18 protein-coding genes and 8 pseudogenes are annotated in these 27,000 nt (G+C 58.3%); 4 read left to right on the top strand and 22 right to left on the bottom strand.

Annotated features, from left to right (window positions below; genetic code table 11):
• Positions 1-8 precede the first annotated feature (8 nt).
• From glmS to AU14_RS21985, 18 genes and pseudogenes are all read right to left on the bottom strand, one after another.
• Positions 9-1,840, bottom strand: a pseudogene (glmS, locus tag AU14_RS14625) (glutamine--fructose-6-phosphate transaminase (isomerizing)).
• A gap of 27 nt (positions 1,841-1,867) precedes the next feature.
• Positions 1,868-3,234 (bottom strand): annotated as a pseudogene (gene glmU / locus AU14_RS14620) (bifunctional UDP-N-acetylglucosamine diphosphorylase/glucosamine-1-phosphate N-acetyltransferase GlmU).
• A 150-nt stretch (positions 3,235-3,384) separates the two neighbouring features.
• The gene (locus tag AU14_RS14615; RefSeq protein ID WP_041341952.1) at positions 3,385-3,807 is read right to left on the bottom strand and encodes a F0F1 ATP synthase subunit epsilon; all 423 of its coding nucleotides are present in this window, start codon (positions 3,805-3,807) and stop codon (positions 3,385-3,387) included.
• Positions 3,808-3,853: 46 nt separating this feature from the next.
• A pseudogene (gene atpD / locus AU14_RS14610) lies at positions 3,854-5,246 on the bottom strand (F0F1 ATP synthase subunit beta).
• A 56-nt stretch (positions 5,247-5,302) separates the two neighbouring features.
• Positions 5,303-6,161: pseudogene (atpG, locus tag AU14_RS14605) on the bottom strand (F0F1 ATP synthase subunit gamma).
• Between the two features lie 75 nt (positions 6,162-6,236).
• Positions 6,237-7,780, bottom strand: a pseudogene (gene atpA, locus AU14_RS14600) (F0F1 ATP synthase subunit alpha).
• Positions 7,781-7,808: 28 nt separating this feature from the next.
• Positions 7,809-8,344: pseudogene (locus AU14_RS14595) on the bottom strand (F0F1 ATP synthase subunit delta).
• 15 nt (positions 8,345-8,359) lie between these two features.
• Positions 8,360-8,830 (bottom strand): F0F1 ATP synthase subunit B, encoded by a 471-nt coding sequence (locus AU14_RS14590; RefSeq protein WP_041341948.1) that lies wholly within the window; start codon positions 8,828-8,830, stop codon positions 8,360-8,362.
• A 67-nt stretch (positions 8,831-8,897) separates the two neighbouring features.
• Positions 8,898-9,154, bottom strand: a pseudogene (atpE, locus tag AU14_RS14585) (F0F1 ATP synthase subunit C).
• 75 nt (positions 9,155-9,229) lie between these two features.
• Positions 9,230-10,102: a F0F1 ATP synthase subunit A gene (gene atpB / locus AU14_RS14580; RefSeq protein WP_041341945.1), complete on the bottom strand. Its 873-nt coding sequence runs from the start codon at positions 10,100-10,102 to the stop codon at positions 9,230-9,232.
• A gap of 19 nt (positions 10,103-10,121) precedes the next feature.
• Entirely contained in the window at positions 10,122-10,523 is a 402-nt protein-coding gene (locus AU14_RS14575; protein WP_041341942.1) for a F0F1 ATP synthase subunit I, read from the bottom strand.
• Between the two features lie 270 nt (positions 10,524-10,793).
• Positions 10,794-11,669 carry a ParB/RepB/Spo0J family partition protein gene (locus AU14_RS14570; protein ID WP_041344025.1) on the bottom strand — a complete coding sequence of 292 codons (876 nt, stop codon included), beginning with the start codon at positions 11,667-11,669 and terminating at the stop codon, positions 10,794-10,796.
• Between the two features lie 60 nt (positions 11,670-11,729).
• The gene (locus tag AU14_RS14565; RefSeq protein WP_041341939.1) at positions 11,730-12,524 is read right to left on the bottom strand and encodes a ParA family protein; all 795 of its coding nucleotides are present in this window, start codon (positions 12,522-12,524) and stop codon (positions 11,730-11,732) included.
• Between the two features lie 21 nt (positions 12,525-12,545).
• Positions 12,546-13,214, bottom strand: a complete 669-nt coding sequence (gene rsmG, locus AU14_RS14560; protein WP_041341936.1) for a 16S rRNA (guanine(527)-N(7))-methyltransferase RsmG — start codon at positions 13,212-13,214, stop codon at positions 12,546-12,548.
• Between the two features lie 9 nt (positions 13,215-13,223).
• Positions 13,224-15,109 (bottom strand): annotated as a pseudogene (gene mnmG, locus AU14_RS14555) (tRNA uridine-5-carboxymethylaminomethyl(34) synthesis enzyme MnmG).
• Positions 15,110-15,450: 341 nt separating this feature from the next.
• Complete coding sequence (locus AU14_RS21995) at positions 15,451-15,831, bottom strand: hypothetical protein (RefSeq protein ID WP_236744110.1); 381 nt, start codon at positions 15,829-15,831, stop codon at positions 15,451-15,453.
• 5 nt (positions 15,832-15,836) lie between these two features.
• A complete protein-coding gene (locus tag AU14_RS21990) occupies positions 15,837-16,406 on the bottom strand; it encodes an MFS transporter (RefSeq protein WP_236744109.1) in 570 nt (189 codons plus the stop codon).
• Positions 16,391-16,747, bottom strand: coding sequence for a hypothetical protein (locus AU14_RS21985; RefSeq protein ID WP_236744108.1), 357 nt, complete (start codon positions 16,745-16,747; stop codon positions 16,391-16,393). The genes AU14_RS21990 and AU14_RS21985 overlap by 16 nt, the downstream gene beginning before the upstream one ends.
• 226 nt (positions 16,748-16,973) lie before the next feature.
• Between AU14_RS21985 and AU14_RS21980 the strand changes: the two genes are divergently transcribed.
• Both AU14_RS21980 and AU14_RS14545 read left to right on the top strand, forming a co-directional pair.
• Entirely contained in the window at positions 16,974-17,369 is a 396-nt protein-coding gene (locus AU14_RS21980) for an EAL domain-containing protein (RefSeq protein ID WP_236744107.1), read from the top strand.
• 5 nt (positions 17,370-17,374) lie between these two features.
• Positions 17,375-18,241, top strand: coding sequence for a sensor domain-containing phosphodiesterase (locus AU14_RS14545; RefSeq protein WP_236744635.1), 867 nt, complete (start codon positions 17,375-17,377; stop codon positions 18,239-18,241).
• Positions 18,242-18,280: 39 nt separating this feature from the next.
• On the opposite strand, the gene AU14_RS14540 is transcribed toward AU14_RS14545, so the two are convergent.
• The 3 genes from AU14_RS14540 to AU14_RS14530 form a co-directional block, all read right to left on the bottom strand.
• A complete protein-coding gene (locus AU14_RS14540; protein ID WP_041341933.1) occupies positions 18,281-21,427 on the bottom strand; it encodes an efflux RND transporter permease subunit in 3,147 nt (1,048 codons plus the stop codon).
• 2 nt (positions 21,428-21,429) lie between these two features.
• A complete protein-coding gene (locus AU14_RS14535) occupies positions 21,430-22,524 on the bottom strand; it encodes an efflux RND transporter periplasmic adaptor subunit (RefSeq protein ID WP_041341931.1) in 1,095 nt (364 codons plus the stop codon).
• Between the two features lie 109 nt (positions 22,525-22,633).
• Complete coding sequence (locus AU14_RS14530) at positions 22,634-23,122, bottom strand: DUF3833 family protein (RefSeq protein ID WP_236744106.1); 489 nt, start codon at positions 23,120-23,122, stop codon at positions 22,634-22,636.
• Positions 23,123-23,365: 243 nt separating this feature from the next.
• Between AU14_RS14530 and AU14_RS14525 the strand changes: the two genes are divergently transcribed.
• Both AU14_RS14525 and thpD read left to right on the top strand, forming a co-directional pair.
• Positions 23,366-25,195 carry an acyl-CoA dehydrogenase C-terminal domain-containing protein gene (locus AU14_RS14525; protein ID WP_041341928.1) on the top strand — a complete coding sequence of 610 codons (1,830 nt, stop codon included), beginning with the start codon at positions 23,366-23,368 and terminating at the stop codon, positions 25,193-25,195.
• A 156-nt stretch (positions 25,196-25,351) separates the two neighbouring features.
• Positions 25,352-26,287, top strand: a complete 936-nt coding sequence (gene thpD, locus AU14_RS14520) for an ectoine hydroxylase (protein ID WP_041341925.1) — start codon at positions 25,352-25,354, stop codon at positions 26,285-26,287.
• Positions 26,288-26,346: 59 nt separating this feature from the next.
• Here the strand turns inward: thpD and AU14_RS14515 are convergent, their stop codons facing one another.
• Positions 26,347-26,937: a DUF2959 domain-containing protein gene (locus tag AU14_RS14515; RefSeq protein ID WP_158498343.1), complete on the bottom strand. Its 591-nt coding sequence runs from the start codon at positions 26,935-26,937 to the stop codon at positions 26,347-26,349.
• Positions 26,938-27,000: the final 63 nt, after the last annotated feature.

Genomic DNA, 27,000 nt, shown 5'->3' with positions numbered 1-27,000 from the left:
TGCCGTGGTCACTCCACAGTCACACTCTTGGCCAGGTTCCGCGGCTGATCCACGTCCGTGCCTTTGAGCACGGCTACGTGATACGAGAGCAGCTGTAGCGGCACCGTGTACACGATGGGTGCGGTAATCTCGTGCACTGAGGGCAACGGCATCACGTGAATGCCCTCTTCCGCTTTCACGCCCGCGGCGCTGTCGGCGAAGACAAACAGCTCGCCGCCCCGGGCCCGGACTTCCTCCAGGTTGGACTTGAGCTTTTCCACCAGGGTGTTGTTGGGTGCTACGGTGACTACCGGCATCTCACTGTCGACCAGCGCCAGCGGGCCATGCTTCAGCTCACCCGCGGGATAGGCTTCGGCGTGGATGTAGGAAATTTCCTTGAGCTTGAGAGCACCTTCCAGTGCCACCGGGAACTGCGAGCCCCGGCCCAGAAACAAGCTGTGATTTTTATCCATGAAGGCCTTGGACATCTCGGCGATGTCGGCATCCAGTGCCAGCACCTGGTCAACCTGACCCGGCAACTGGTGGATAGCCTTGACGATTTCCGCTTCCCGCTCCTCAGTGAGGCCATTGTGACGGGCCAGAGCCAGAGTGAAGATCAGCAGCGCCGTCAGCTGGGTGGTGAAGGCCTTGGTGGAGGCTACACCAATCTCGGGTCCGGCCTGGGTCATGATCACCAGGTCGGATTCACGAACCAGCGAGCTGCCCGGCACGTTGCAGATGGCCAGGGCGGCCCGGAAACCGGCCTGTTTGGCCTGTCGCAGTGCAGCCAGGGTATCGGCGGTTTCGCCAGACTGGGAAATGCACAGGAACAGGGTGTCACGCTGGATCACGTGTTTGCGGTAACGGAATTCCGAGGCGACCTCGACCGAGCAGGCAACGCCAGCCAGCTCCTCGATCCAGTAACGGGCAACCATACCGGCGTGGTAACTGGTGCCGCAGGCAATGATCTGGACGTGATTGACGTCCTGCAGCAGGTTGGCCGCATCGGTGCCCAGCGCCTGCTCCAGAACCCGGTTATCGGTAATCCGGCCTTCCATGGTGGCTTTGATCACCCTCGGCTGCTCGTAGATTTCCTTGAGCATAAAGTGCCGGTATTCGCCCTTGTCGGCGGAATCGGAACCGTGCTCGAAACGGATGATCTTGCGCTCGACCGGAGTGCCTTCGCGATCATGGATGGTCACCGCGTCCCGACGGATGTCGCGATATCGCCTTCTTCGAGAAACATAAAGCGATCGGTCACCGGCAGCAGCGCCAGCTGGTCGGAAGCAATGAAGTTCTCACCGATACCCACACCAATCACCAGCGGGCTACCTTCCCGGCACACCACCAGGTGATCCGGCTCATCCGCATGCACCACGGCCAGCGCGTAGGCGCCGCGCAGACGGGCGATGGCGGCTTTCACAGCGTCGTACAGGTTGTTGTGCTTTCGGTAATACTGCTCGATGAGGTGGGCAACCACTTCGGTGTCGGTCTGGGAGGTGAACTCGAAGCCATCGGTCTTCAGCTCGTCCCGCAGTTCCTGATAATTCTCGATAATGCCGTTGTGGACAATGGCCAGACGATCCCCGGACATGTGGGGATGGGCATTGATCTGGGATGGCTCCCCATGGGTAGCCCAGCGGGTGTGGGCAATACCCAGATGACCTGTCAGCGGGTTGGCTTCAATCGCCTCAGCCAGTGACGCCACCTTGCCAACCTCGCGGGCGCGATGGGTAACACTGCCGCCATCAATGACTGCCATACCGGCGGAATCATACCCCCGGTATTCCAGACGGCGCAGGCCCTCCAGAAGAATGCCCTGAACGTCCCGTTCCGAAACCGCACCTACAATGCCACACATGCTGCTATCACCTGTCCTGTAAAACTATTAATCAGATTTCTTCGGCCGTTCCCAGCCGGAAACGTTGCGTTGGCGCCCGCGCGCCACGGCCAGCTCACTGTCTGCGACATTCCGGGTAATGGTCGACCCGGCACCGATGGTGGCGTCTGCAGAGATGCTGACGGGAGCAACCAGTGAGGTGTTGGAACCGACAAAGACGTTGTCGCCAATGTCGGTCCTGAACTTGTTCACCCCATCATAATTGCAGGTGATGGTGCCTGCACCCACATTCACATTACGGCCTAGTGAGGCGTCACCCACGTAACTGAGGTGATTGATCTTGCTGCCCTGGCCGACTACTGCCTTCTTGGTTTCCACAAAGTTGCCAACCTTGGTGTCGGCGGCCAGTTCGGTGCCCGGGCGCAGACGGGCAAAGGGCCCGATCTGGGCATTGGCGCCAACACTGGCACCCTCGATCACGCTATGGGCGTGGATCTGGCACCGTCGGCAATCCGCGCATCCTTGATCACGCAGCCCGGGCCGATGGACACGCCACTGCCAATCGATACCTTGCCTTCAAAGACCACGTTGACGTCAATCAGAATGTCGTTACCGATGGTCAGGTCACCCCGGACATCGATTCGGGCCGGGTCGGCCAGGGTGGCGCCTTCGGTCATCAGCCGGTCAGCTTCCCGGCGCTGGTACCAGCGCTCCAGCTCGGCGAGCTGTAGCCGGTTATTGACGCCTTGAACTTCAAACGCATCACCCGGCTGAGCGACGGAAATCGACAAACCCTGGTCCACCGCCATGGCGATAATATCGGTCAGGTAGTATTCACCCTGGGCATTCGCGTTGGACAGCGTTGGCAGCCAGCTTTTCAGGTGCTTGGCTGACACCGCCAAAATGCCGGTGTTGACCTCCTGTATAGCGAGCTGGCTCTCGGAAGCGTCTTTTTGCTCCACGATGGAGGTCACCTGATCGTCGCTGTTGCGAACGATACGACCATACCCCGAGGGGTCGTCCAGAGTCACCGTGAGCAGTCCCAGGGTCTGTTCATCCAGGTCCGCCACCATGGCTTCCAGGGTTTCCACCCGCGTCAGTGGCACATCACCATAAAGCACCAGAACCCGGGCGTCGTCTGGAAGATCCGGCAGCGCCTGAGCCACCGCGTGGCCCGTGCCAAGCTGCTCGCTCTGCACCACCCAGTTCACTGAGGTCTCCGGGGTGACAGCCTTAACCTGATCGGCACCATGACCAATCACGGTGTGAATCGTTTCCGCACCAAGCTGCTTGGCCGTTGCGATGACATGGTGCAGCATTGGCCGACCGGCCACCGCATGCAGAACCTTGGGCAGAGCGGATTTCATTCTGGAACCCTGGCCTGCGGCCAGAATCACAACGTGTAGCGGGCTCATGGACAAATCAGACCCCCGGAGTGTCTAGATTGGTGTATCGATAAACAAAAAAAAGCCGCAACCCGGGGGGCCGGAGCCCAACGCAGTGCGTTGGATTTCCAGCCGCGCAGGATGCGGCTTTGGTGTTCGGCAAACCCGAAACGAAAATGCTTAGCGCATTTTGTTGCGCAGCTGCTGGATAGTACGAAGCTGAGCAGCAGCCTCGGCCAGTTCTGCAGCGGCACGGGAGTACTCGAATTCACCGGTCTTGTTGGCAAGTGCTTTCTCGGCTTCTTTCTGTGCCTCAAGAGCAGCGGCTTCGTCCACATCCTTGGCGCGAACCGCGGTGTCAGCCAGCAAAGTCACCAGATTGGGCTGGACCTCCAGATATCCGCCGGACACGTAAAGAATCTCTTCTTCACCGCCCTGCTTGATGATCCGAATAGGACCCGGCTTCAGCTCGGTCAGCAGCGGGGTGTGACCCGGGGCGATACCCAGGTCACCTTCAGAGCCCGCTGCGATCAGCATTTCAACCAATCCGGAATAGATCTTTGTTTCGGCACTTACCACATCACAATGCACGGTTATACCCATGTCAGTTGCCTCTTTGATCGATCCGGAAACAAGAGCTTCGGCTCAATTACTTCTTGGCCTTGTTCTTCATTTCCTTCGCTTTCTCGACCGCTTCCTCAATGGTACCAACCATGTAGAACGCCTGCTCAGGCATATCGTCATAGTCACCGTTGAGGATGCCCTTAAAGCTGCTGATAGTCTCCTTCAGGGACACGTACTTACCGGGTGAACCGGTGAATACTTCAGCAACGTGGAACGGCTGGGACAGAAAACGCTCGATCTTACGGGCACGGGATACAACCAGCTTGTCTTCTTCAGACAGCTCATCCATACCCAGGATCGCGATGATGTCTTTCAGTTCCTTGTAGCGCTGCAGGTTAGTCTGCACGCCACGGGCCACTTCATAGTGCTCGTGACCAATGACCAGCGGATCCAGCTGACGCGAGGTGGAGTCAAGCGGATCGATCGCCGGGTAGATACCCTTGGAGCGATGTCTCGGCTCAGTACCACGGTCGCATCAAGGTGCGAGAAGGTGGTCGCTGGTGACGGGTCGGTCAAGTCATCCGCCGGTACGTATACCGCCTGGATAGACGTGATGGAACCGTTCTTGGTGGAGGTGATCCGCTCCTGCAGCTGGCCCATCTCTTCGGCCAGTGTCGGCTGGTAACCTACCGCTGAAGGCATACGGCCCAACAGTGCAGATACCTCGGTGCCCGCCAGGTGTAACGGTAGATGTTGTCAACGAACAACAGTACGTCACGACCTTCGTCACGGAACTTCTCTGCCATGGTGAGACCAGTCAGGGCCACACGCAGACGGTTTCCGGGAGGCTCGTTCATCTGGCCGTAGACCATCGCTACTTTATCAAGGACGTTGGAGTCCTTCATTTCGTAGTAGAAGTCGTTACCTTCACGAGTACGCTCACCAACACCTGCGAATACGGAGAGACCGGAGTGCTCTTTCGCGATGTTGTTGATCAGCTCCATCATGTTTACGGTCTTGCCTACACCGGCACCACCGAACAGGCCAACCTTACCACCCTTGGCGAATGGGCAGATCAGGTCGATAACCTTGATGCCGGTTTCCAGCAGGTCGGCAGACGCTGCCTGATCGGCATAGCCCGGTGCCTTGCGGTGGATAGCCCAGCGCTCGTCTTCGCCGATCTCGCCGGCTTCGTCGATGGGGCGACCCAGAACGTCCATGATACGGCCCAGGGTCTTGGTACCAACCGGTACCGAGATTGCCTTGCCAGTGTTTTCTGCTTTCAGGCCACGCTTCAGGCCTTCGGTGCTGCCCATGGCGATGGTACGAACAATGCCGTCACCCAGCTGCTGCTGGACTTCCAGAGTTGTGTCGCCACCTTCAAGCAGCAGTGCGTCATATACGTTGGGTACGGAGTCACGTGGGAATTCCACGTCGATAACCGCGCCAATGATCTGAACGATTTGTCCGCTACTCATGCTCGGTTCCTCGTTATCTTAAGTAGTCAATAAAACCAGTAGGACTGTTTGCGGGATCAGACCGAAGCCGCGCCGCTAACAATCTCCGAAATCTCTTGGGTGATGGCTGCCTGACGCGCCTTGTTATAGGCCAACTGAAGCTCGTCCATAATGTCACCGGCGTTATCAGTTGCGCTCTTCATGGCGATCATCCGGGCTGCCTGTTCACATGCCAGATTTTCTACCACACCCTGGTATACCTGGGATTCAATAAAACGTGGCAGAAGACCATCGAGGATCTGCCTGGCATCGCTCGTAGAGATAATCCCACTGGTTCTTGATCTCTTCGTCTTCGCTCTCAGGCAGGGGCAGCAGCTGCTCCACCTTCGGGCTTTGGGTCATGGTGTTAACGAACTCGTTGCTTACCACGTACAGGCGATCAATCTTGCCTTCCGAGTACGCATCCAACATGACCTTGACGTTGCCGATGAGTTTTTCAGAGCTCGGGTTATCACCCAGGTGCGTCAATGCCGCAACGACATTGCCGCCGTAGCTCCGGAAAAAGGAAGCGCCTTTCTGCCCAATCGCGCACAGATCAGCTTCTACTCCTTTGTCCTTCCACGCTCGCATTTCACGGACAAGCGCTTTAAACAGGTTGCCATTCAGACCACCGCAAAGGCCCCGGTCAGTGGACACCACAATATAGCCGACCCGCTTAACTTCACGGTCAACCATAAACGGATGCTTATACTGAGCGTTCGCCTTGGCAATGTGCCCGATCATCTGACGCATCTTTTCGGCATACGGGCGAGTGGCCTGCATGCGCTCCTGAGCTTTACGCATCTTACTCGCAGCGACCATTTCCATGGCGCTGGTAATCTTTTGCGTGCTCTTGATGCTTGAAATCTGGTTACGTATTTCTTTGCCGACGGCCATAACTCACTGCCTTCTCAAGTTAGACACTCGTTGCCACGAAAATCGGCCCGCGACACAGGTCGCAGGCCCAATTTCTTACCAGCTCTGAGTGGTCTTGAATTTCTCAAGTGCAGCTTTCAGGCCGGAAGCGATTTCGTCGTTGAAATCACCTTTCTCGTTGATCTTGGCGAGCAGGTCTTTCTGTTCGGCGCGCATCCAGTCAAGCAACTGCGCTTCGAACTTAACAACCTTATCGACATCAACGTCGTCCAGGAAGCCTTCGTTGGCTGCAAACAGAACCGTACCCATTTCAGCCACAGACATCGGGCTGTACTGGTTCTGCTTCATGAGTTCCGTTACACGCTGACCGTGCTCCAGCTGCTTACGGGTTGCTTCGTCAAGGTCGGAAGCAAACTGGGCGAAAGCGGCCAATTCACGGAACTGGGCCAGAGCCAGACGGATGTTACCGCCAAGCTTCTTCATGATCTTGGTCTGGGCTGAACCACCTACCCGCGATACCGAGACACCGGCGTTCATTGCCGGACGGATACCCGAGTTGAACAGGTTGGTTTCCAGGAAGATCTGGCCGTCAGTGATTGAGATCACGTTGGTCGGTACGAACGCAGATACGTCACCGGCCTGGGTTTCGATGATCGGCAGGGCGGTCAGGGAACCGGTCTTGCCTTTCACTTCACCGTTGGTGAACTTCTCAACGTAGTCGGCGTTAACGCGGGACGCACGCTCCAGCAGACGGGAGTGCAGGTAGAACACGTCACCCGGGTAAGCTTCACGGCCCGGCGGACGACGCAGCAGCAGGGAGATCTGGCGATACGCCACAGCCTGCTTGGACAGATCATCATAAATGATCAGCGCGTCTTCACCGCGGTCACGGAAGTATTCACCCATGGAAGTACCGGCGTACGGAGCCAGGAACTGGGTAGCGGCCGGATCGGCGGCGCCAGCGGCAACCACGATGGTGTGATCCATGGCACCGTGCTCTTCCAGTTTGCGCACAACAGCGGCAATGGAAGACTGCTTCTGGCCTACGGCAACGTAGATACACTTAATGCCAGTGTTCTTCTGGTTGATGATCGCGTCGATGGCGACAGCGGTCTTACCAATCTGACGGTCACCGATGATCAGCTCACGCTGGCCGCGACCGATTGGCACCATGGTGTCAATCGCCTTCAGACCCGTCTGAACCGGCTCATCAACGGACTGACGTTCGATAACGCCCGGCGCAACCTTCTCAATCGGAGAAGTCAGGTCAGTGCCAGTTCGCCTTTACCGTCGATCGGGTTACCCAGTGAGTCCACAACGCGGCCCATCAACTCTGGTCCGACCGGAACTTCCAGGATACGACCGGTACAACGTACCTTCTGACCCTCTGCCAGGCCTTCGTAATCACCCAGAACAACCGCACCAACGGAATCACGCTCCAGGTTCAGAGCCATACCGAAGACGCCGTTGGCGAATTCAATCATCTCGCCGTACATAACGTCGGCCAGACCGTGGATCAGCACGATACCGTCAGAGACAGACAGGATCGTACCTTCGTTCTTTGCTTCGGAAGAGATATCGAGCTTCTCGATTCTCTTCTTGATGATGTCACTGATCTCGGATGGATTCAGTTGCTGCATGCCAATATCCTCAAACCTTATGCTGAAATCAGGAGCCCAGAGCGTCGGCCAGCTTGGTCAGCTTTCCGCGTACAGAAGCGTCGATAACCAGATCGCCGGTGCGAATGATTGCACCGCCAATCAGGGACTTGTCCGACGACGCTGCGAGTGACACTTTCCGCTCGAGTTTTGTCGAGAGTGCCTGGGCGAGCTTCTGTTGCTGTTCGTCCGTCAGCTCGTAAGCCGCGGTCACTTCGATATCAACAGTGCGCTCCAGATCAGCCGGTACGTGTTGAAGAGCGCTGAAATCTCAGGAAGAAGAGTCAGCCGGCGATTTTCCGCCAGTACAGCGAAGAAATTACGAACCTGCTCGGTGACGCCGTCTTCGGCGACTTCGAGAGTCAGCTCGGCTTTCTTCTGCTCTTCCAGACCCGGATTCGCGAGAAGCTGTCGAATGTCTTCGTTCGCGGTGACCTGTCCTGCGATCGTCAGCACCTGTGACCACTGTGCCAGTTGCTCATGCTCCTGGGCGGCCTTGAATGCTGCTTTCGCGTAGGGACGGGCCAGCGTTCTCAGTTCTGCCATGATGAACCTCGTCGTTTAAAGTTCTGCCGCCAGTTTTTCCAACATCTCGTTGTGCTTGGAGGCATCGACAGAGGTTTCCAGGATCTTCTCAGCACCGGCAACGGCAATGGCGGCAATTTCTGCACGCAGCGCGTCACGGGCCTGATTACGTTCCTGTTCAATTTCGGCCTTGGCCTGCTCAATCAGCTTTTCGCCTTCTTTGCGGGCGTCATCTTTCGATGCTTCCACAATGGAGGCTGCGCGCTTGTTGGCCTGTTCAATAAGACCAGCGGCTTGCTGCTTGGCTTCACGCAGTTCCTGAGCTGACTTTTCCTGAGCCAGTTCCAGATCGCGCGCCGCGCGGTCTGAGGCAGCCAGTCCGTCAGCGATCTTCTTTTGACGTTCCTGCAGTGCGGCCATAATCGGCGGCCACACATACTTCATGCAGAACACGACAAAGATAAAGAACGCGATGGCTTGACCAATCATCGTCAAATTAATGTTCACGTCTTCACCTCTCGCCTGTTTTGTTAAGAATCATCTGACCGGGGTGAACCCCCGGCTGGCGACTCGATTAACCGGCGATCTGGCCGACAAACGGGTTGGCGAAGGTGAAGAACAGTGCGATACCAACACCGATCATGGTCACGGCGTCCAGCAGACCAGCAACGATGAACATTTTAACCTGCAGCATCGGAGTCATTTCCGGCTGACGCGCAGCGCCTTCCAGGAATTTGCCACCGAGGATACCAAAGCCAATCGCGGTACCCAGGCACCCAGACCAATCAGCAGTGCAACGGCAATCGCGGTCATTCCAACTACAGTTTCCATGATAACTCCCAGTTTTCAGTTTAGGTTTTCAGGTTAACGTTAAGGGTTTAAAAACTACGACTAAATGAAGTCCGATCAGTGACTGTCTTCGTGAGCCATGCTCAGGTACACGATCGTCAACATCATAAAGATGAATGCCTGCAGGGTGATAACCAGAATGTGGAAGATCGCCCAGGGTACAGACAGCGTCCACTGAGCCCACAGGGGCAGCAGCGCAATCAGGATGAAGATCAGTTCGCCAGCGTACAGGTTACCGAACAGACGCAGAGCCAGTGAGATCGGCTTGGCGATCAGGCTCACGCCTTCCAGCAACAGGTTCACCGGAACCAACAGGATCTTCAGAACCAGGTTGTCCGAGGAGAAGGGGTGCAGGGTCAGCTCGCCCAGGAAGCCGCCCACGCCCTTCACCTTCAGGCTGTAGTAGATGATCAGGAAGAACACCGACAGAGACATACCCAGAGTAATGTTGACGTCAGTGGTCGGTACCACCTTCATGTACTCAAGACCCATCAAGTGGAACAGCTGCGGCAGGAAATCTACCGGCACCAGGTCCATCAGGTTCATCAGGAATACCCAGCAGAAGATGGTTAGCGCCAGCGGGGCGATAACCTTGTTCTTGCCGTGGAAGGTTTCCTTGACGCTCTGGTCGACGAACTCGATCATCACTTCAACGAAATTCTGCAGACCACCGGGCTGGCCGGAGGTGGCACGCTTTGCCGCCATGCGGAAGAAAAAGAGGAACAGAACGCCAAGCGCGACTGACCACCCGAGGGAGTCAATGTGCAAGGCCATAAAGCCCATGTCAGATGCCTCGGTGGCATTCTGCGCCAGGGTCCAGCCTGCTTGTTCGACTACGGTTCCGTCGGCACGCTCATAGCCTGCCGGCAGCTTACCGTAGGTGAGGTTCTGGAGGTGATGCTGAATATACTCGGATGCACTTCCTGCCATAACGGTTTCCCAGGTCCAGTTAGCTTTGCTGCGTATTGCTGCCCGCGAGAAGCGGTGTCAACCAGTTGGTGACCAGCATGATCGCAAATGTTAAAAAAAGTGCCGCTATATCAAGCGGCTGAATCCATTTGAACACCATCGTGAAGAAGATGGCGCACAGGATGAGCTTTCCGGCCTCACCCTGGTAAAAAGAACTCATGATCTGTTTGGCAGACCGCGCGCCGGAGAAGCGGAATGCCTTGAGCGCAAAATAACCATGGGGCAGTAAAAAAATGAGACCGCCCAGCAGCGCTGAATAACCAGAAACCTGACCGCGTAACGCGAGAAACGCCAGGCTGACCAAGACAAGTACCACACTTTCTATGACAAACCATCGTGCAATGGGCGGGCGTCGTATCCCGCTCGGCGTTGTCTTCGTCATTTTTTTCCCGAGAGTACGGTGCTTTTCGTCGATGCAGTTTAAAAAGTAAGCAAATGCACCAATACGAGCGCCGCAGATTATAGGTGTTCAATGTGCACGAATCAACAAAACCGAATTCCGCAAGTCCCCGTCAATAAGGGCCTAGCTGAGGGTGTCGCCGGCGTTGGCACACAAATAGGCGACCGGTTAACTTCGTACCACTACATGTTGTGTAAATGAACAAACACGGACTTTCGTAGCACTCCGAAAGAGCCGGAAAATCAGGCCAAATTACTTGATATGGCCAAGAATTCCATCGAGCTCGTCCAGGGAACTGTATTCGATCACCAGCTTGCCCTTGCCACGTTGACCGTGGGCAATGGAGACTCGGGCTCCGAGGCGCTCCGCCAGGTCATCCTGCAGCGCGCGAATGTTGGGATCGACCGCGGCCTCACGGCCGGATTTCTGGTCCGGCTTTTCCTGCTGGACCCGGCGCACCAGCGCCTCGGTCTGGCGCACAGACAGGGATTTGGCGACCACCTGTTTGGCCACCTGCATCTGCTGTTCCGGCGGCAGGGTCAACATGGCACGGCCATGGCCCATTTCCAGGTCGCCGTGCTCGAGCATCAGGCGAACGTCTTCGGTCAGGCCAATCAGGCGCAGCAGGTTGGTGATGGTAGTCCGGGACTTACCCACAGCCTCGGCGACCTGAGCCTGGGTCAGACCAAACTCGTCCTGCAGGCGTTGCAGTGCGAAGGCTTCTTCGATGGGATTAAGATTTTCACGCTGGATGTTTTCGATGAGCGCCATGGCAATGGCGGCTTCATCGGGTACATCTCGGATAATGGCAGGAATGCTGTCGAGCTCAGCCATCTGGGTGGCGCGCCAGCGGCGCTCACCGGCAATCAGCTCGTAGCGGCCTTCGGCAATGGGACGCACCACCACCGGCTGCATCACACCTTGCTGACGGATTGAATCTGCCAGTTCCTGCAGCGCCGCCGGGTCCATGTCCCGGCGTGGCTGGAAGCGGCCACGCTGGATGAGGTCGATGGGAACCTCGCGCAGCTCCCCATCGTGATCCTTCAGTTCCTGGTCGAGATTGACCTTGGAGCCCGCCAACAGCGCTCCCAGTCCTCGCTCGCCCAATCCTCGTTTCTTCGCCGCCATGGTGTCAGTCATTCTTCCCGTTGAAATTCGTTATGCGTTATTGAGTGACAGGGCGGTATGTTACACCGCCACCGGCGCGGATGTCTTTGTAGAGCCATGGCGCCGCACCATTTCACCGGCCAGGGCCAGGTACGCCACCGCACCCTTGGAAGCACGGTCGTATTTGAGGGCCGGCATCCCGTAACTCGGCGCTTCGGCAAGGCGAACGTTGCGGGGAATCACCGCCCGGTAAACTTTGTCGCCAAAATACTCACTGAGCTGGCCGGATACGTCCAGGGTCAGGCTGTTACGCGGGTCGTACATGGTACGCAGTATGCCTTCCAACTGCAGATTCGGATTCACCGTCTCCTGGATCTGTTCAACCGTGTTCATCAACGCCGCCAGGCCTTCCAGCGCGTAATACTCGCACTGCATGGGAATCAGCACGGAATCGGCTGAAGACAGTGCATTGACGGTGAGCAGACTGAGCGAGGGCGGGCAATCGATCAGGATGTAATCGTAGTTGTCGCGAACAGTGTTCAGGGCCAGGCGCAGCCGATGCTCACGGCCGATCTCGTTCATCAGTTCCACTTCCGCCGCGGTCAGGTCACCGTTGGCCGGCAGAATATCGAAACCGGACGATTCCGCCAGGAAGATGACTTCAGCGGCTGTGGCGCGCTTGGTCAGCAAATCGTAGCCAGACAGCTCCAGGGCGTTTTTATCCACACCACTACCCATGGTGGCGTTGCCCTGGGGATCCATATCCACCAGCAGAACCCGGCGCTTGGTGGCGGCCAGCGACGCAGCAAGGTTGACGCAGGTGGTGGTTTTCCCCACACCGCCTTTTTGATTGGTCACTGCAATCACGCGCGCCATGTCTCGCCTCCTGTTTGCGGGTTACTGGGAATGATCTGCCCGGGTGACCACCAGCAGGTGACGGTCGCCATCGGCTCCGGGGACTTCCAGGGAATGGCTGGATTTTACCTGCCAGCCGGCCGGAAGCGCAGCCACCTCATCATCCGGAAACTGGCCTTTCATGGCAAGGAACTCGCCGCCATTTGCCAGCAAATCGCCGCACCAGCTGACCAGGTTCTCGAGCGCAGTGAAAGCCCGGCTACTGATCTGGGTGAACGGCTGCTCCGGCGTACAGGCTTCGGCCCGGCCGTGGATAACATCAACGTTGCCAAGCCCAAGCTCGAGCACACACTGATTCAGGAACCGGGTTTTCTTACCATTGCTGTCGAGCAGGGTGAACCGGCGCTCCGGCAGGGCAATGGCCAGGGGGATGCCAGGCAGTCCACCACCGGCACCAACATCCAGCAGATGCTCGGTGTGCACATGGGGCAGAATGCTGAGGCTGTCGAGCAATTGCCGGGACACCATCTCGCGCTCGTCGCGCACTGCGGTCAGGTTGTAGGCCCGGTTCCATTTGTTGAGCAGGTTCAGGAAGGCCAGCAACTGCTGTTGCTGGGCCTCGCTCAGGGACACATCCATCGCCACCAGCCCGTCCCGGAGCTGGCGTTGCCAGAGTGGACTGGAGAGCGAATTAGAAAGTGAATTAGTCATGGAATCAGATCAGGCACTCTGCTTGCGCAGCAAGTCGCGCTTTTTCAGGTGCACCAGGATCTGGCTGACCGCGGCCGGGGTCACGCCCTGGACCCGGGACGCCTGGGCCACGGTTTCCGGACGCACTTCCTTGAGCTTCTGCTTGATTTCATTGGACAGACCACCAATGACGTCGTAATCCAGATCCACCGGCAATTCGGTGTTCTCATTGCGGCGCAGACGTTCAATCTCATCCGCCTGACGGGAGATGTAGCCCTCGTACTTGATCTCGATCTCTACCTGATCGGACACGTTCGGATCTTCGGCGCTGTCGGCACCGATTTCGGCAATGTGGCTGTAGGCGATCTCTGGCCGGCGCAGCAGCTCGGCCAGGGACTGGTCCCGGGTCATCGGCTGCTTGAGGAAACCGTTGGCCCGCTCCCCGGCGTCAGTATTCGGGTGAATCCGGGTGGTTTCCAGCCGACGGCGCTCCTGGGTAATGCCCTCGCGTTTGTCGTTAAAGACCTGCCAGCGATGATCGTCCACCAGGCCCAGCTTGCGGCCGGTTTCGGTCAGGCGCAGATCGGCGTTGTCCTCGCGCAGGATCAACCGGTATTCAGCCCGGCTGGTGAACATGCGGTAGGGCTCACTGGTACCCATGGTGATCAGATCGTCCACCAGCACACCCAGGTAGGCTTCATCCCGGCGCGGATACCACGAATCTTTGTCCTGGGCCCGCAAGGCGGCGTTGATGCCCGCCAGCAGTCCCTGGGCACCAGCTTCCTCGTACCCGGTGGTGCCGTTGATCTGGCCGGCAAAGTACAGGCCCTGGATAAACTTGGTTTCCAGGGTGTGGCGCAGATCCTGTGGGTTCAGGTAATCGTACTCGATGGCATAGCCCGGGCGGGTAATGTGGGCATTTTCAAAACCCGGAATCGACCGTACCGCCTGCAACTGGATATCAAAAGGCAGGCTGGTGGAGATGCCGTTGGGGTAGAGCTCGTTGGTGGTCAGACCTTCGGGCTCGACAAAGATCTGGTGCGAATCCTTATCGGCGAAGCGGTTGACCTTGTCCTCGATGGACGGGCAATAACGCGGCCCGACACCTTCGATGCTGCCGGCGAACATCGGCGAACGGTCAAAACCGCTACGGATGATGTCGTGGGTGCGCTCGGTGGTCCGGGTCACGTAACAGCAGATCTGCTCCGGGTGCTGGTCACGGCTGCCGGTGAACGACATCACCGGAGCGGGATTGTCGCCCCATTGCTGTTCCATGACCGAGAAGTCCACGCTGCGGGCGTCGATCCGCGGCGGCGTACCAGTTTTCAATCGGCCCACGTTGAACGGCAGTTCCCGCAGGCGTTGGGCCAGGGCGTTGGCCGGGGCATCACCAGCACGGCCGCCGGAATGATGCTGCATGCCGATGTGGATAACTCCGCCCAGGAAGGTGCCGGTGGTCAGGACCACAGTCTTGGCGTTGAACCGTATTCCGGTCTGGCTCACCACCCCGGTGACCTGATCGTTTTCCACAATCAGATCATCGGCAGCCTGCTGGAACAGGGTCAGATTGGGCTGACTTTCCAATACTTCCCGGATTGCCGCCTTGTACAACACGCGGTCAGCCTGGGCGCGGGTCGCGCGCACGGCCGGCCCCTTGCGACTGTTCAGAACCCGGAACTGGATACCGGCCCGATCAGTCGCAGTGGCCATGGCACCGCCGAGGGCATCGATTTCCTTGACCAGGTGGCTTTTTCCGATACCGCCGATGGCCGGGTTGCAGGACATCTGGCCCAGGGTCTCGATGTTGTGGGTCAGCAGCAGGGTCTGCGAGCCATGCGCGCCGCGGCCAGCGCGGCTTCAGTGCCGGCATGGCCACCACCAATGACAATGACATCGAAACGGGTTGGAAAATCCACAGTTCACCTCGGAAATCGGGGGATAAAAACAGGGCGGCGAGTATAACGCCTCGGCCACCGAATTGCAGTTTGAATGTGCAAATTTTAACCAGAGCCAAGCGGTGTTGAAAGCCGACAAGGCATCGGGCATCGGAAAAACCCGCCCTTTTCCTGTGGATGACGGTAGTGGATAACCGAAATACATTGGCTTTTCAAACGCTTGTACAGCTCTTCTTAGAAAAGTTTTTAAGACAGTTATCCACATTTTTGAGCAAGGGTTAACCGCCCTAAAATAGCACCTAAACTACTGTTTTTATTATTCTTAAAAAAATTCGTCCAAAGGTTTTCCGACGGTTATTCAATTAATTATCCACAGATTTCGCCGGTTCTGAACGCCGCAGGCGCCACACCACCAGCCAGACCGCAGCGTTAAGCAGTGATAACAACAGGAAAAATCCGGGAATAGTCACTTCCAGCACTCCGAGCACGAGAATCCCCACCAGGGCACTGACCACCATGAACAGAGCATTAATGACATTGAGGGCGGCAATGATGCGGGCGCGCTTATGATCCGGAGTCTCATGCTGAATGAAGGCGTACAACGGCACAATGAACAGCCCACCGCAGACGCCAATGCCCACCAGATCAAACAGCACCCGCAGATACACCGGGTCCATCAGCAGGGTTAGCCAGGTCGATTGCATCGGCGATTCCGGCACTGCAAAGAACAGATCCACGCCCAACAGGGTCAGTCCCAGGGCGCCCCAGGCACCGGTACCAGCGAAATTTGGTGCCGAGTCAGGCGTTCGCACAGCATGGCACCGGCTGATATCCCGACAATGAACGTCGACAGCAACAGGGTGACCACGGTTTCATCCCCAAGCAGACTGGTGCGGGCAAAATTCGGAAACTGGGTCAGGTAGGCGGCGCCGAGGAACCAGAACCAGGAAATGGCCAGCACCGCCAGCAACACCCGGGGTCGCTCGGCGGCAATGACCATCAACTGCCAGGTCTCCTGCACCGGTCGCAACGGGACCGCCCGCGCCTCGCTTCGGTCTCCCGTCGGCGGCACCTGGCGTGCGGCCACGTAACCCAGTACCGCCATCACCAGCACCGCCACGGCAGTCAGTTTTGCCGCCAGGTCATAACCCATCAGCAGCCCGGCGACGATGGTGCCAAGCAGGATAGCTACGAAGGTGCCCATGCTGACCAGACCATTGCCGCCGACCAGTTCCTCATCCGCCAGCACCTGGGGCAGGATCGCGTACTTCACCGGCCCGAAGAAGGTGGATTGGGTACCCATCAGGAACAGCAACACCAGCAGCAGCTCATACCAGCCAAACCACAGGCCGATGGCCGCCAGCGCATGATGACAATTTCCGCAAGTTTGACGGTGCGAATGATCCGCGCCTTTTCGTAGTTGTCCGCCAGTTGCCCGGCAATCCCGGAGAACAGGAAAAACGGCAAGATGAACAGGAACGCCGCCAGATTAACCACGACATTGACCGACAAGCCCATCAGGCCACCGGCGCTGAAGGTGATCAACAACAACAGGGCGTTCTTGTAGAGATTGTCGTTAAAGGCGCCGGAGAACTGGGTCAGGTAGAACGGCAAAAACCGCTGTTGTCCCAGCAATCGAAACTGGCTGTGTGGCTCCATGAATCATCCTGTTTTAGTGCACAACGCGGTCAATGACCCCCCGGGGCGCACCGAGGTCGTGCAAATCCGTCGAGTTGATTTGTGGTACATCCGGTTACCTGCCAGTCGCTGCAGGCTCGGCTGTCATTCGTTAATTTTGGCACGAAATCCGCATGTTAGGTGTATTTTAATGCGTTCAATCCACGGCCAGGACGGCTACAACGACAGCAAGGTTCGAGGTTGCTGAATGAGCAGCGTAGTCCGACTTTCCCGCCGAAGCCATGCCCGTGCTCTCACCGAGCCCGACATTATCCGCAGCTACGATTTCAGATCGGTGTATCAACCGATCCTGAGTCCGACCCATCAGAAGCTGGTGGGCTTTGAAGCACTGGTCCGGGTCAGTAAACACGATCAGCCGGTTTCTCCCCTTAGCCTGTTCGAGCAGGCCGCCACTTTGGGCCAGACCCCGACGCTGGATCGGCACCTGCTGCATCTGCATCTGGCGAACTTCGCCGCCGGTGAAAGTCCGGTCTGGTTATTCCTGAACATCAACCCTGACACCTGCGTGCATCCCGACGCCTCGCTGGAACGACTGGCTTCACACTGCCAAGCGCCGGAATCGAACCGGACAGGGTGGTCCTAGAGTTGGTGGAGACTGCCTCGGACAACCCCGAAGCCCTGATGGTGTTTATCCACAAGGCCAAGACGTTGGGTTTTCAGATCGCGATTGATGACTTCGGGATGGGGGACTCGAACTTCGAGCGGCTGTGGCAAATAAATCCCCTGATCGTAAAACTGGATCGCAGCCTGCTGGTCAATGCCGAAAAGAACAACCGGGCCCGATTGTTGTTGGAAAGTCTGGTCCGGATGATCCGGGAAAGCGGTAGTCTGGTGCTGCTGGAAGGTATCGAGAACACAGCCCAGGCCAGAATTGCACTGGCAACCGAAGCCGATCTGTTACAGGGATTTCTGCTCGGCAAGCCTGAGAGTATCACCCCAAACATTGTGGATAAGTCTGAAGCCCGGCTCCATCATGTCCTGGTCGACTCCGACGAATGGTCCCTGCAGGACCATCAGAACCAGGAGAGCTACCTCCGGCTGTTGCGATTCGAGATCATGGATGCCTGCCATGGACTGGCTCGCGGCAACGATTTCCGGGAAGCCTGCCAGCGCCTGTTAGAGCAAAGCGGTGTAAAACGTTGCTTTCTCCTGGACGCCAATGGCGTCCAGCTAGGCAACCTTGCTCACACCGACAGTGACAGGAATCGCGGCCGGTTCAACCCTCTGTACCATTCCGCCGGCGCTCGCTGGGAGCATCGGGAGTATTTTCGCAATGCCCTCGAGCGGCCTCAACACATCAGTAGCTCGCGGCCGTACGTCGGGCTACCCGACGCCAAACGCACCATCACCTTATCTACAAGCCTGTATACCGGAGCCAGGGCCCAGGTCTTCTGCGTGGACATCCACCCCGACGAAGTTCTCTCGGGCCAGATGTCATTCCCATCGACCCTGTGACTCTGCAGGCTGGATCGACCACAGAACTCGCGGCTTACGTCAGAAATCGTCGGCCCGCTTTTGCGGAGCAGCTGAGGTAACGGCACCCCCGGCAGGTCCACCGGCCTGACGTTCCAACTCCTTCTCCACCGCATTGGCCGATTTGGCAAAGCGCGCCAGCAGGTTGTACAGCACCGGGATGATGAACAGGGTCAGCGTTGTCGCGAACACCAACCCACCCAGGATCACCACACCGATTGCGGCACGGCTCTCGGCACCGGCTCCGGTGGCAATGACCAGGGGCACGGCACCGAACACGGTGGAAATGGTGGTCATCAGTACTGGCCGGAAGCGCAGGCTGGCCCCTTCAAGAATGGCGTCTTTAACGGCGTAGCCCCGGTCCCGTAACTGATTGGCGAATTCCACAATCAGGATGCCGTTCTTGGCCATGAGGCCGAGCAGCATGATGATGCCAATCTGACTGTAGATATTCAGGCTGATGCCCGACCACCAGAGCGCCAGTAGAGCACCGGTCACCGCCAGCGGGACCGACAGCATAATGATCAGCGGGTGGATCCAGCTTTCGAACTGGGCAGCCAGTACCAGGAACACAATCACGAAGGCCAGCCCGAAGGTCAGATAGATGGCGGCGGACGATTCCTGGAATTCCCGGGACAGGCCCTGGTAGCTAACCCGCGCCTCCGGGGGCAAGTTATCCACAGCCAGGTTATTCAGGTAGTTCAGGGCCGAGCCCAGATCGTAGCCATCGGCCAGCGACGCACTGATCACCACCGCCGGCAGCCGGTCAATGCGGCGCAGATCCGGATTGGCGCCGGTTTCCTTGATCGACACCAGAGCCTGCATCGGAATCAGAGCGCCGCCCTCGCGGGGTCGCAGGAAAATCTGTCCCAGGTCCGCCGGTGTCGCCCGGTCGGCATCTGCGGCCTGCACAATCACGTCGTACTCGCGACCGCGATCCAGATAGGTGGTGACCTGCCGTGACGCCAGCATGGTCTGCAGGGTCAGACCGACATCCTCGATGGTAATGTCCAAGTCGGCGGCGCGCTCTCGATCAATCGACACCCGCAATTCCGGACGGGTCAGTTCAAAATCGGTATCCAGGTTCAGCAAGTTGGGGTTGTCCTTGGCCCGCTCCACCAACTCGTCGCTCCAGGCCTGGACCGATTCGTAATCCGGACCGGCCACTACAAACTGAACCTCCTGGTTGAAGCCCCGTTGACCCAGTCCCGGTGGGTTCACTGCCACCGTCCGAATACCCGAGATCTGGCTCAGCTTGCCCCGCAACTCACTGGTGATCTGTTGCTGCTTGGTGCTTCGTTCTTCCCAAGGCGCCAGGCCCATGATCATGAAGGCGTTGTCTTCCTCATCCCGAAAGCCAACGATCGACAACAAGCGGTCAGCCACACCGGTTTCCAGGTAGGGCAACAGCTCGGCCTCGGCTTGGCGTACATAGTGATCGGTGAATTCCACCGTCGATCCTCTGGGTGCGCTGGTCGGCATGATGATGATGCCCCGGTCCTCGGTCGGCGCCAGTTCCTGGGGCAACTGCGGGTACACCACAGCAGCCAGGATCATTCCGGCCAATCCCAATCCCAGCAACAGCCCCGGCTGGTTCAGGGAGAACCGCAACAGGCGCTGGTAGCCGTGGGTCAGGCCATCGAGCACTTTCTCGCTGGCTGCCCACAAGCGATGACCCTCGGCGGTTTCCGGGCTATGGCGCAGCCACTTGGAACAAAGCATCGGTGCCAAGGTCAGCGCCACCACGCTGGACACCACGACGGCAGCCGCCAGGGTGAAACCAAACTCGGCAAAGAGTCGACCGACGTTGCCGCCCATGAACGAGATGGGCACAAACACCGCGACTAACGTGAGGGTGGTGGCGATGACGGCAAAGGCCACCTGCTTGGCGCCCCGATAAGACGCCAGCAACGGCGGCTCACCGTTATCGATGCGGCGCTGGATGTTCTCGAGCATGACGATGGCATCATCCACCACCAGACCGATGGCGAGGATCACCGCCAGCAGGGTCAGCACATTAATGGAAAAGCCCAGGAAACCGAGGCCGATAAAGGCGCCAATCACTGCCACCGGAATGGTCACCGCCGGGATCAGGGTGGCCCTCCAGGAGCGCAAGAACAGGAAAATCACCAGGATCACCAGGGAGACGGCAATGGCCAGGGTGATCACCACCTCCTTGATGGAGGCGCGGATAAAGATCGATTCGTCGTAGCTCTCGGCGATGGTGACTTCCGGGGGCAGGGTTTCCCGAATATTCTCGAGTTCGGCCTGAACAGCATCAGACACCGCCACGGTATTGGCCTTGGACTGGCGAATAATGCCCATGCCAATGGCGGTCTGACCGTTGGCGCGCAAACGACCGACGTCGGATTCCACGCCCATCTCGACATTGGCAACCTCGCCCAGCCGCAGCAGGTCATTGCCGTCGCGCCGAATCACCAGGCGCTGAAATTCCTCCACCGTCGATACCCGGCCCTCGGCCCGAACCGCAAAGTTGCGGGTAGAAGAGTCCACCGAGCCGGCCGGCAGTTCCACATTGTTGGCCCGCAGCGCCGCTTCCACTTCCGCCACGGTGATATCCCGCGCTGCCAGCCGTTCCCGGTCGAGCCAGACCCGGATGGCGTAACGGCGTTCACCACCGATGAAGACATCGGCCACACCATCTAGCACCGACAACCGGTCGGCCAAGGCCCGGTCAGCAAAATCGCTGAGTTCGGCACTGTCCCAGACGTCACTGCGCAGGGTGACCCACATCATCGGCCGGGCATCAGAATCGGCTTTACGCACCACTGACGGATCGGCTTCCTCGGGCAGCTGGTTAGCAACCCGGGACACCGCGTCCCGGACGTCGTTGGCGGCGATATCCACATCCCGGTCTGTGGAAAACTCGATGCTGGTACGGGACTCGCCCTGTTCGGTTGACGATTCAATTGAGCGGATGCCTTCAATGCCGCTGATCGCACCCTCGATCACCTGGGTGATCTGGGTGTCCACCACCTCGGCGGCGGCGCCGGTGTAGTCGGTGGAGATAGAGACCTCCGGTGGATCGATATCGGGATACTCCCGCACTGGCAGACCCAGCAACGCAGCCAGGCCAAAGACCACGATCAGCAGACTGATGACGGTGGCAAATACCGGTCGTTTGATGGAGACATCGGACAGGATCACGCTCAGGACTCCATGGACTGAACGAAGCGATTCTCCGGAATCGCATTGTCAGCGTCCTGGACCCGAATCCGGTCGCCATTGCTGATCCGGTCCTGACCGGTAACGATCACCGCATCCTCCAGGGTCAGGCCTTCAGACACTTCAACCCGGCCCGGCATTCTGGAGCCCAGGGTCACAGGGGTCCGGCGGGCCACGCCATCCTCGGCGACAAAGACATACTGCTCATCGCCGCGGATCATTACCGCCTGTTCGGGAATCACCAGAGCCACCCGCTCCCTGAGAGTCAGGGTGGCGGACATGAATTGGCCGGGCCGCAGCTTGCCGTCCGAGTTATCGATCAAAGCCCGTACAAGCAGGGTCCGGCTGAGCGGGTTGATGCGGGTACCGAGTTCTACCAGTTCGCCGGTAAAACGGTCCTCTGGGTAGGCCGGAGACAGGCCAGCCACGCTCTGGCCCAGGCTAACGGCGCCCAGGAAGCGTTCGGGAACGGCAAAATTCAGTTCCATCCGGTCGGTGGCGTCCAGAGTGGCGATGGGGGTCCCGGCGCTCACATAGGCGCCAATGTCGATGTCACTGAGCCCGAGCACTCCGGCAAAGGGCGCTTCAATCCGATGGTTTTCCAGCCGGACCCGGGCCGCCTCACGCTGGGCTTCGGCCACACTGACCGCGGTGCGCAAGGCATCCACTTCCGCCTGGGACACACTGCTGTTGGAACGCAATTGCTGGGCGCGCTGAAACTGACGGCGGGCATCGGCGAGCTGGGATTCGATTACCTGGAGGTCGGCCCGGGCCTGGCGATCATCCAGTTGCAGCAGGACCGTGCCTTGTTCGACCCGGGCGCCACTCTGCAGCTGCAGGGACACCACCCGACCACTGACCTCGCTGGTCACTTCGACCGAGTTCAGGGCCTCAAGGTTACCCACCGACTTGACGACATCTCGCACGGTATCCCGCTCGGGTAGCCGGGTGTTGACAGCCGATGGCGGACGTTCACGGCCACTCTGAGCCTGCTCACCGGACCCCAGATTCAGATAGCCCACCGCAGCCCCGGCGGCTACAACCACAAAGCCCAGTGCCACCAGCCATTGCTTCCACATACACAGTTTCCAAAATCAGTGAACGTCGTCGGGTTCGGTTATCGTTTCTGGATCACCAGTACAATTTCCCCGACATCGATACCCCATTTGCTCAGGGTGGTTTCGTTGATCAGGTATCCGGGGTCACCAGGTACATCCAATCGTCCATGCGCACATCCAGGGTCCCGTCCCCGTACGCCAGTCTCAGCACGTAATTCATGTGGATAGCATTGCCACGCCACTGCATCAGGCCCGGCTCGACCACATCGCCGGCGGTGGCCCGATAGCCGTCGTCCACCGGGGTCAGGGTCCAGGTCCGGGTCTGCACTTCACCATCGTCGAAGCGGAAGACCTCGTCCAGGGTGCCAGTACCGTCGTTATCCCAGGAGGCGCTGATGTCCGCATCGAAGGTGCGAATGACCGTACCGGCGTAGTCCTTGACCACACCCCGGGCCGAGAGTTCACCGGTAAAAAACTGGGCCGGGATCAGCTCCGGCTCACGGTCGGCGTAATCGTCCAGAGAAGCTCCGGCGCAACCTGCCAGTAACCACACCGCAAACAATAACCAGAGTGAACGAATGGGGCCAGTAACAACGGCGCTTCCAGAGGGGCTTTGCATGATTTTTACACTCGCAGACAAAAAGGTGGATAAGGAATCTGTATACAAGATACGCGCTGTTGGTTACGCCCGATCAACTATCAGGGGCCTGTGGAAAACCCCGTCATTTCGGCCAATTGTCTTTTCTGACAGGACCGGGGGTGGTTTTCGTCAATGGCAGCGCCGGGGGAATACCGTACAACAGTAGACAAGGGCTCAGCCCAACAATGACTTATCCACAGCCAAGGATTACGAGGAACCGTTATGCCGGTTTATAAAGCGCCATTGCGCGACATGAAATTCCTGCTCAATGAAGTGTTTGACTATCCCGGGCATTACCAGCGTCTCGCCAGCGGTGCCAACGCCAGCCCCGATATTGTGGACGCTATTCTCACCGAATGCGGCCGGTTCTGTGAGGAAGTCCTGAGCCCGCTGTACCAGAGCGGCGATGAGCAGGGCTGCACCCTGACCGATGGTGAAGTGACCACACCCGACGGCTACAAAGCCGCCTACCAGCAGTACGCTGAAGGCGGTTGGCAGGGGCTGTCTGCGCCCGAGGAATTCGGCGGTCAGGGCCTGCCGGCCTCCATGGGCTTGTTGAAACAGGAAATGATGGGCACCGCCAACTGGTCCTTCTCCATGTACCCGGGCCTGTCCCTGGGCGCCATGAACACCATATTTCTGCACGGCAGCGACGACCAGAAGCACACCTACCTGACACCCCTGACTGAGGGCCGCTGGGCCGGCACCATGTGCCTGACCGAACCGCAATGCGGCACAGACCTGGGCCAGGTAAAAACCAAGGCCGAACCCCAGGCCGACGGCAGCTACAAACTCACCGGCACCAAGATTTTCATCTCTTCCGGCGATCACGATCTGACCGAAAACATTGTCCACATCGTGCTGGCGCGGCTGCCCGATGCGCCCAAGGGTACCCGTGGCATCAGTCTGTTCATCGTACCCAAGTTCATGCCCGCAGATGGGGCGAACGGCAGTGGGGTAGGAGCACGCAATGGCGTGAGCTGCGGCAGCCTGGAAAAGAAGATGGGGATCAAGGCCTCGGCCACCTGCGTCATAAACTTCGACGGCGCCACCGGATTCCTGATCGGCCCGGAAAACGAAGGCCTGAACTGCATGTTCACCTTCATGAACACCGCCCGCATTGGAACCGCCATCCAGGGCGTCGGACCGGCCGAGCTGTCCTATCAATGGGCACTGGACTATGCCCGCGAACGCCGCTCCATGCGCGCACTGTCCGGCAAGAAGGAGCCGGATCAGGTCGCCGACGCGCTGATCCACCATGGTGATGTCCGGCGCATGCTGCTGACCCAGAAGGCCATCGCCGAGGGCGGCCGGGCCATGCTGTATTACGCGGCCCGACTGGCCGACCACATGGTGGAAGGCCATAGCGAGGGCGATCTGGAGAAAGCGGAACGATACGACGATAAGCTCGGCTTCCTGACGCCGATCCTGAAGGGCTTCCTCACCGAGATGGGCTGCGAGGCCGCTAACCTGGGCATGCAAGTGTTCGGCGGCCACGGTTACATCCGCGAGCACGGCATGGAACAAATCGTGCGCGATACCCGGATTGCGACTCTTTACGAGGGCACTACCGGCATCCAGGCCCTGGATCTTCTGGGTCGCAAAGTCTTGCTGATGACGCAGGGCGGCGCGGTTCGGGAGTTTACCCTTAAGGTTGCCAACTTTGCCCGCAAGCAACTGACTGACAAGCGACTACGGCCGTTCGCGGTGGAGTTGCTGAAACTGACTGCGCAGTGGAACCTACTGACGGTGCGGGTAATGCTGGCCGCCCGGAAGGATCGCGATGTGGTCAGTGCTGCCGCGTACGATTTCCTGATGTACAGCGGCTACGTCACTATGGCTTACATGTGGCTCCGGCAATCGGCAGTTGCTGTGGATAAGTTATCCAACGGCGGCGAGGAGTCCGAGGCGTTCTACCAGGCCAAACTGGCGACCGCCGAGTTCTACTACGAGCGACTGCTACCGAGGGCACAGAGTCACGCCACCAGCATGCTCAGTCCCACCGCCTCATTGATGCAGCTGGAAGACGAGCACATGGCTTTCACTGGCTAACGGCAATAGTGAACAGAGCCCGGGAACACCCGGGCTTTTTCGGCCCTTGAATTAACGCTACACCGTCCATAAGTTTTTCAGGCCTTTGTATTCAATACCGTTTTAACCACGAGGTAAGCAAATACAGACAACCGCATAAAAGAAGGAGGTTCGAATATGGAGACTCGTTCTGACGACTTTTATCCTACCCGCCTGGAACGACCGAGCGAAGCCTTTGGGCGCCTCGACCCGGTTATCCACAGCACCGGCACTGACCGCAGCCAAGGCCCGTTGAGCGAAACGGAGCTGGCTCAATACGATCGTGATGGCTTTCTGGTGTTCAACAACTTCCTGGATCCCGAGACAGTACGTCGCTTCCGGGAGGATCTGCGCGCTTACGAAAACGACCACAGTGTGCTGCGCTCGGAGGGCACCATCACTGAGCCGGGCAAACAGGAAATCCGGTCGATCTTCGGTATACACGAGCTTTCGGAGCGCTTCGACCAGTTGACCCGGGATCCGAAGATTTTGGCCATAGTGCATCAGTTGCTGGGCAGCGACGCGTATATCCACCAGTCCCGCATCAATTTCAAACCCGGTTTCCACGGCAAGGGCTTTGACTGGCACTCTGACTTCGAGACCTGGCACGCCGAGGATGGCATGCCACGCATGCGCGCCGTCAGCTTTTCCATCGCCCTGACCGACAACACGCCATTTAACGGGCCGCTGATGCTGGTACCTGGCTCCCACAAAACCTTTGTTCCCTGCGTCGGTCGCACCCCGGAAGACAATTACCAGTCCTCGCTCAAGAAGCAGGAACTGGGCGTGCCCAATGATCGGGACCTCGGGCGCATCGTCGACCAGCAGGGGATCAAGGCGCCAACCGGTCCGGCCGGCTCCCTGATTATTTTTGAGTGCAATACCCTGCACGCCTCCAATGCCAACATGTCACCCTGGCCACGTAGCAACCTGTTCTTCGTCTACAACAGCGTGGAAAACCAGCTGGACCAGCCGTTCTGTGGCAACAAGCCACGGCCCGACTTTCTCGGCAATCGAAGTGCAACCAAGGCGTTGCAACCCGTGAACACCGGCGACCTGCAAAAAACTGGTTAAGGCAAAAACAAAAAAGGGAAGCCACAGTGGCTTCCCTTGGGCACATCAATCAGTCTGGGTTACTGATTGGTCGTTTTAAATTGCTCGATAAAGGCCTCAGATTCGGCAATCGAATCTTCCATATCCTGGATCAGACGATCCACATCGGCTCGAATCTGGCTGAGTTCCTGCTCCAGGGCACCGATGGCCTGGGCGTTCAGGTTATGTTTCAGGAACAACACCTGATCCTCAAACGCCTCCAGGACCGGAGCCATCTTGGCTTCGGCACGATGCATACGGTCAATCAGGGTATTGTACTGACCGCGGGTTTCCTGCAGCTGACGTTCGCTGGTGCGACGCAGGGACGCGCTTTCATAGAGGTCGAGCTCGTCCTCCCACTCGTCGAACAGCGCCTCAGACACATCCTCCACCGCATCAATCCGGTCACGCACTGCCTCGGCGGCGTCCTGACTGTCTTCGAACGCTGTGCGGATGGTGTCGTATTTCTCCTGCAAAGGCGTGTCCGGTGTCTCGACCACACTCTGGAACCGCTCTAGCGAAGAACGAAAGGTTTCCTGCGCATCGGTCTGGGCATCGCGGGCGTCTTCGACCCGATCGACCAGAATTTCGCGTTTTTCAATGCCCAGCTTTTCCATGGCGCTGTAGTACATGGAACTGCAACCAGCCAGCATCAGACACAGCAGCAGTCCACCCACCGTTGGGAGAGAGCGAAG

The organism is Marinobacter similis (assembly GCF_000830985.1).
GTDB lineage: Bacteria > Pseudomonadota > Gammaproteobacteria > Pseudomonadales > Oleiphilaceae > Marinobacter > Marinobacter similis.
The sequence above is the reverse complement of the archived record's forward strand: the minus strand, read 5'-3'. Positions and strand labels throughout refer to the sequence as shown.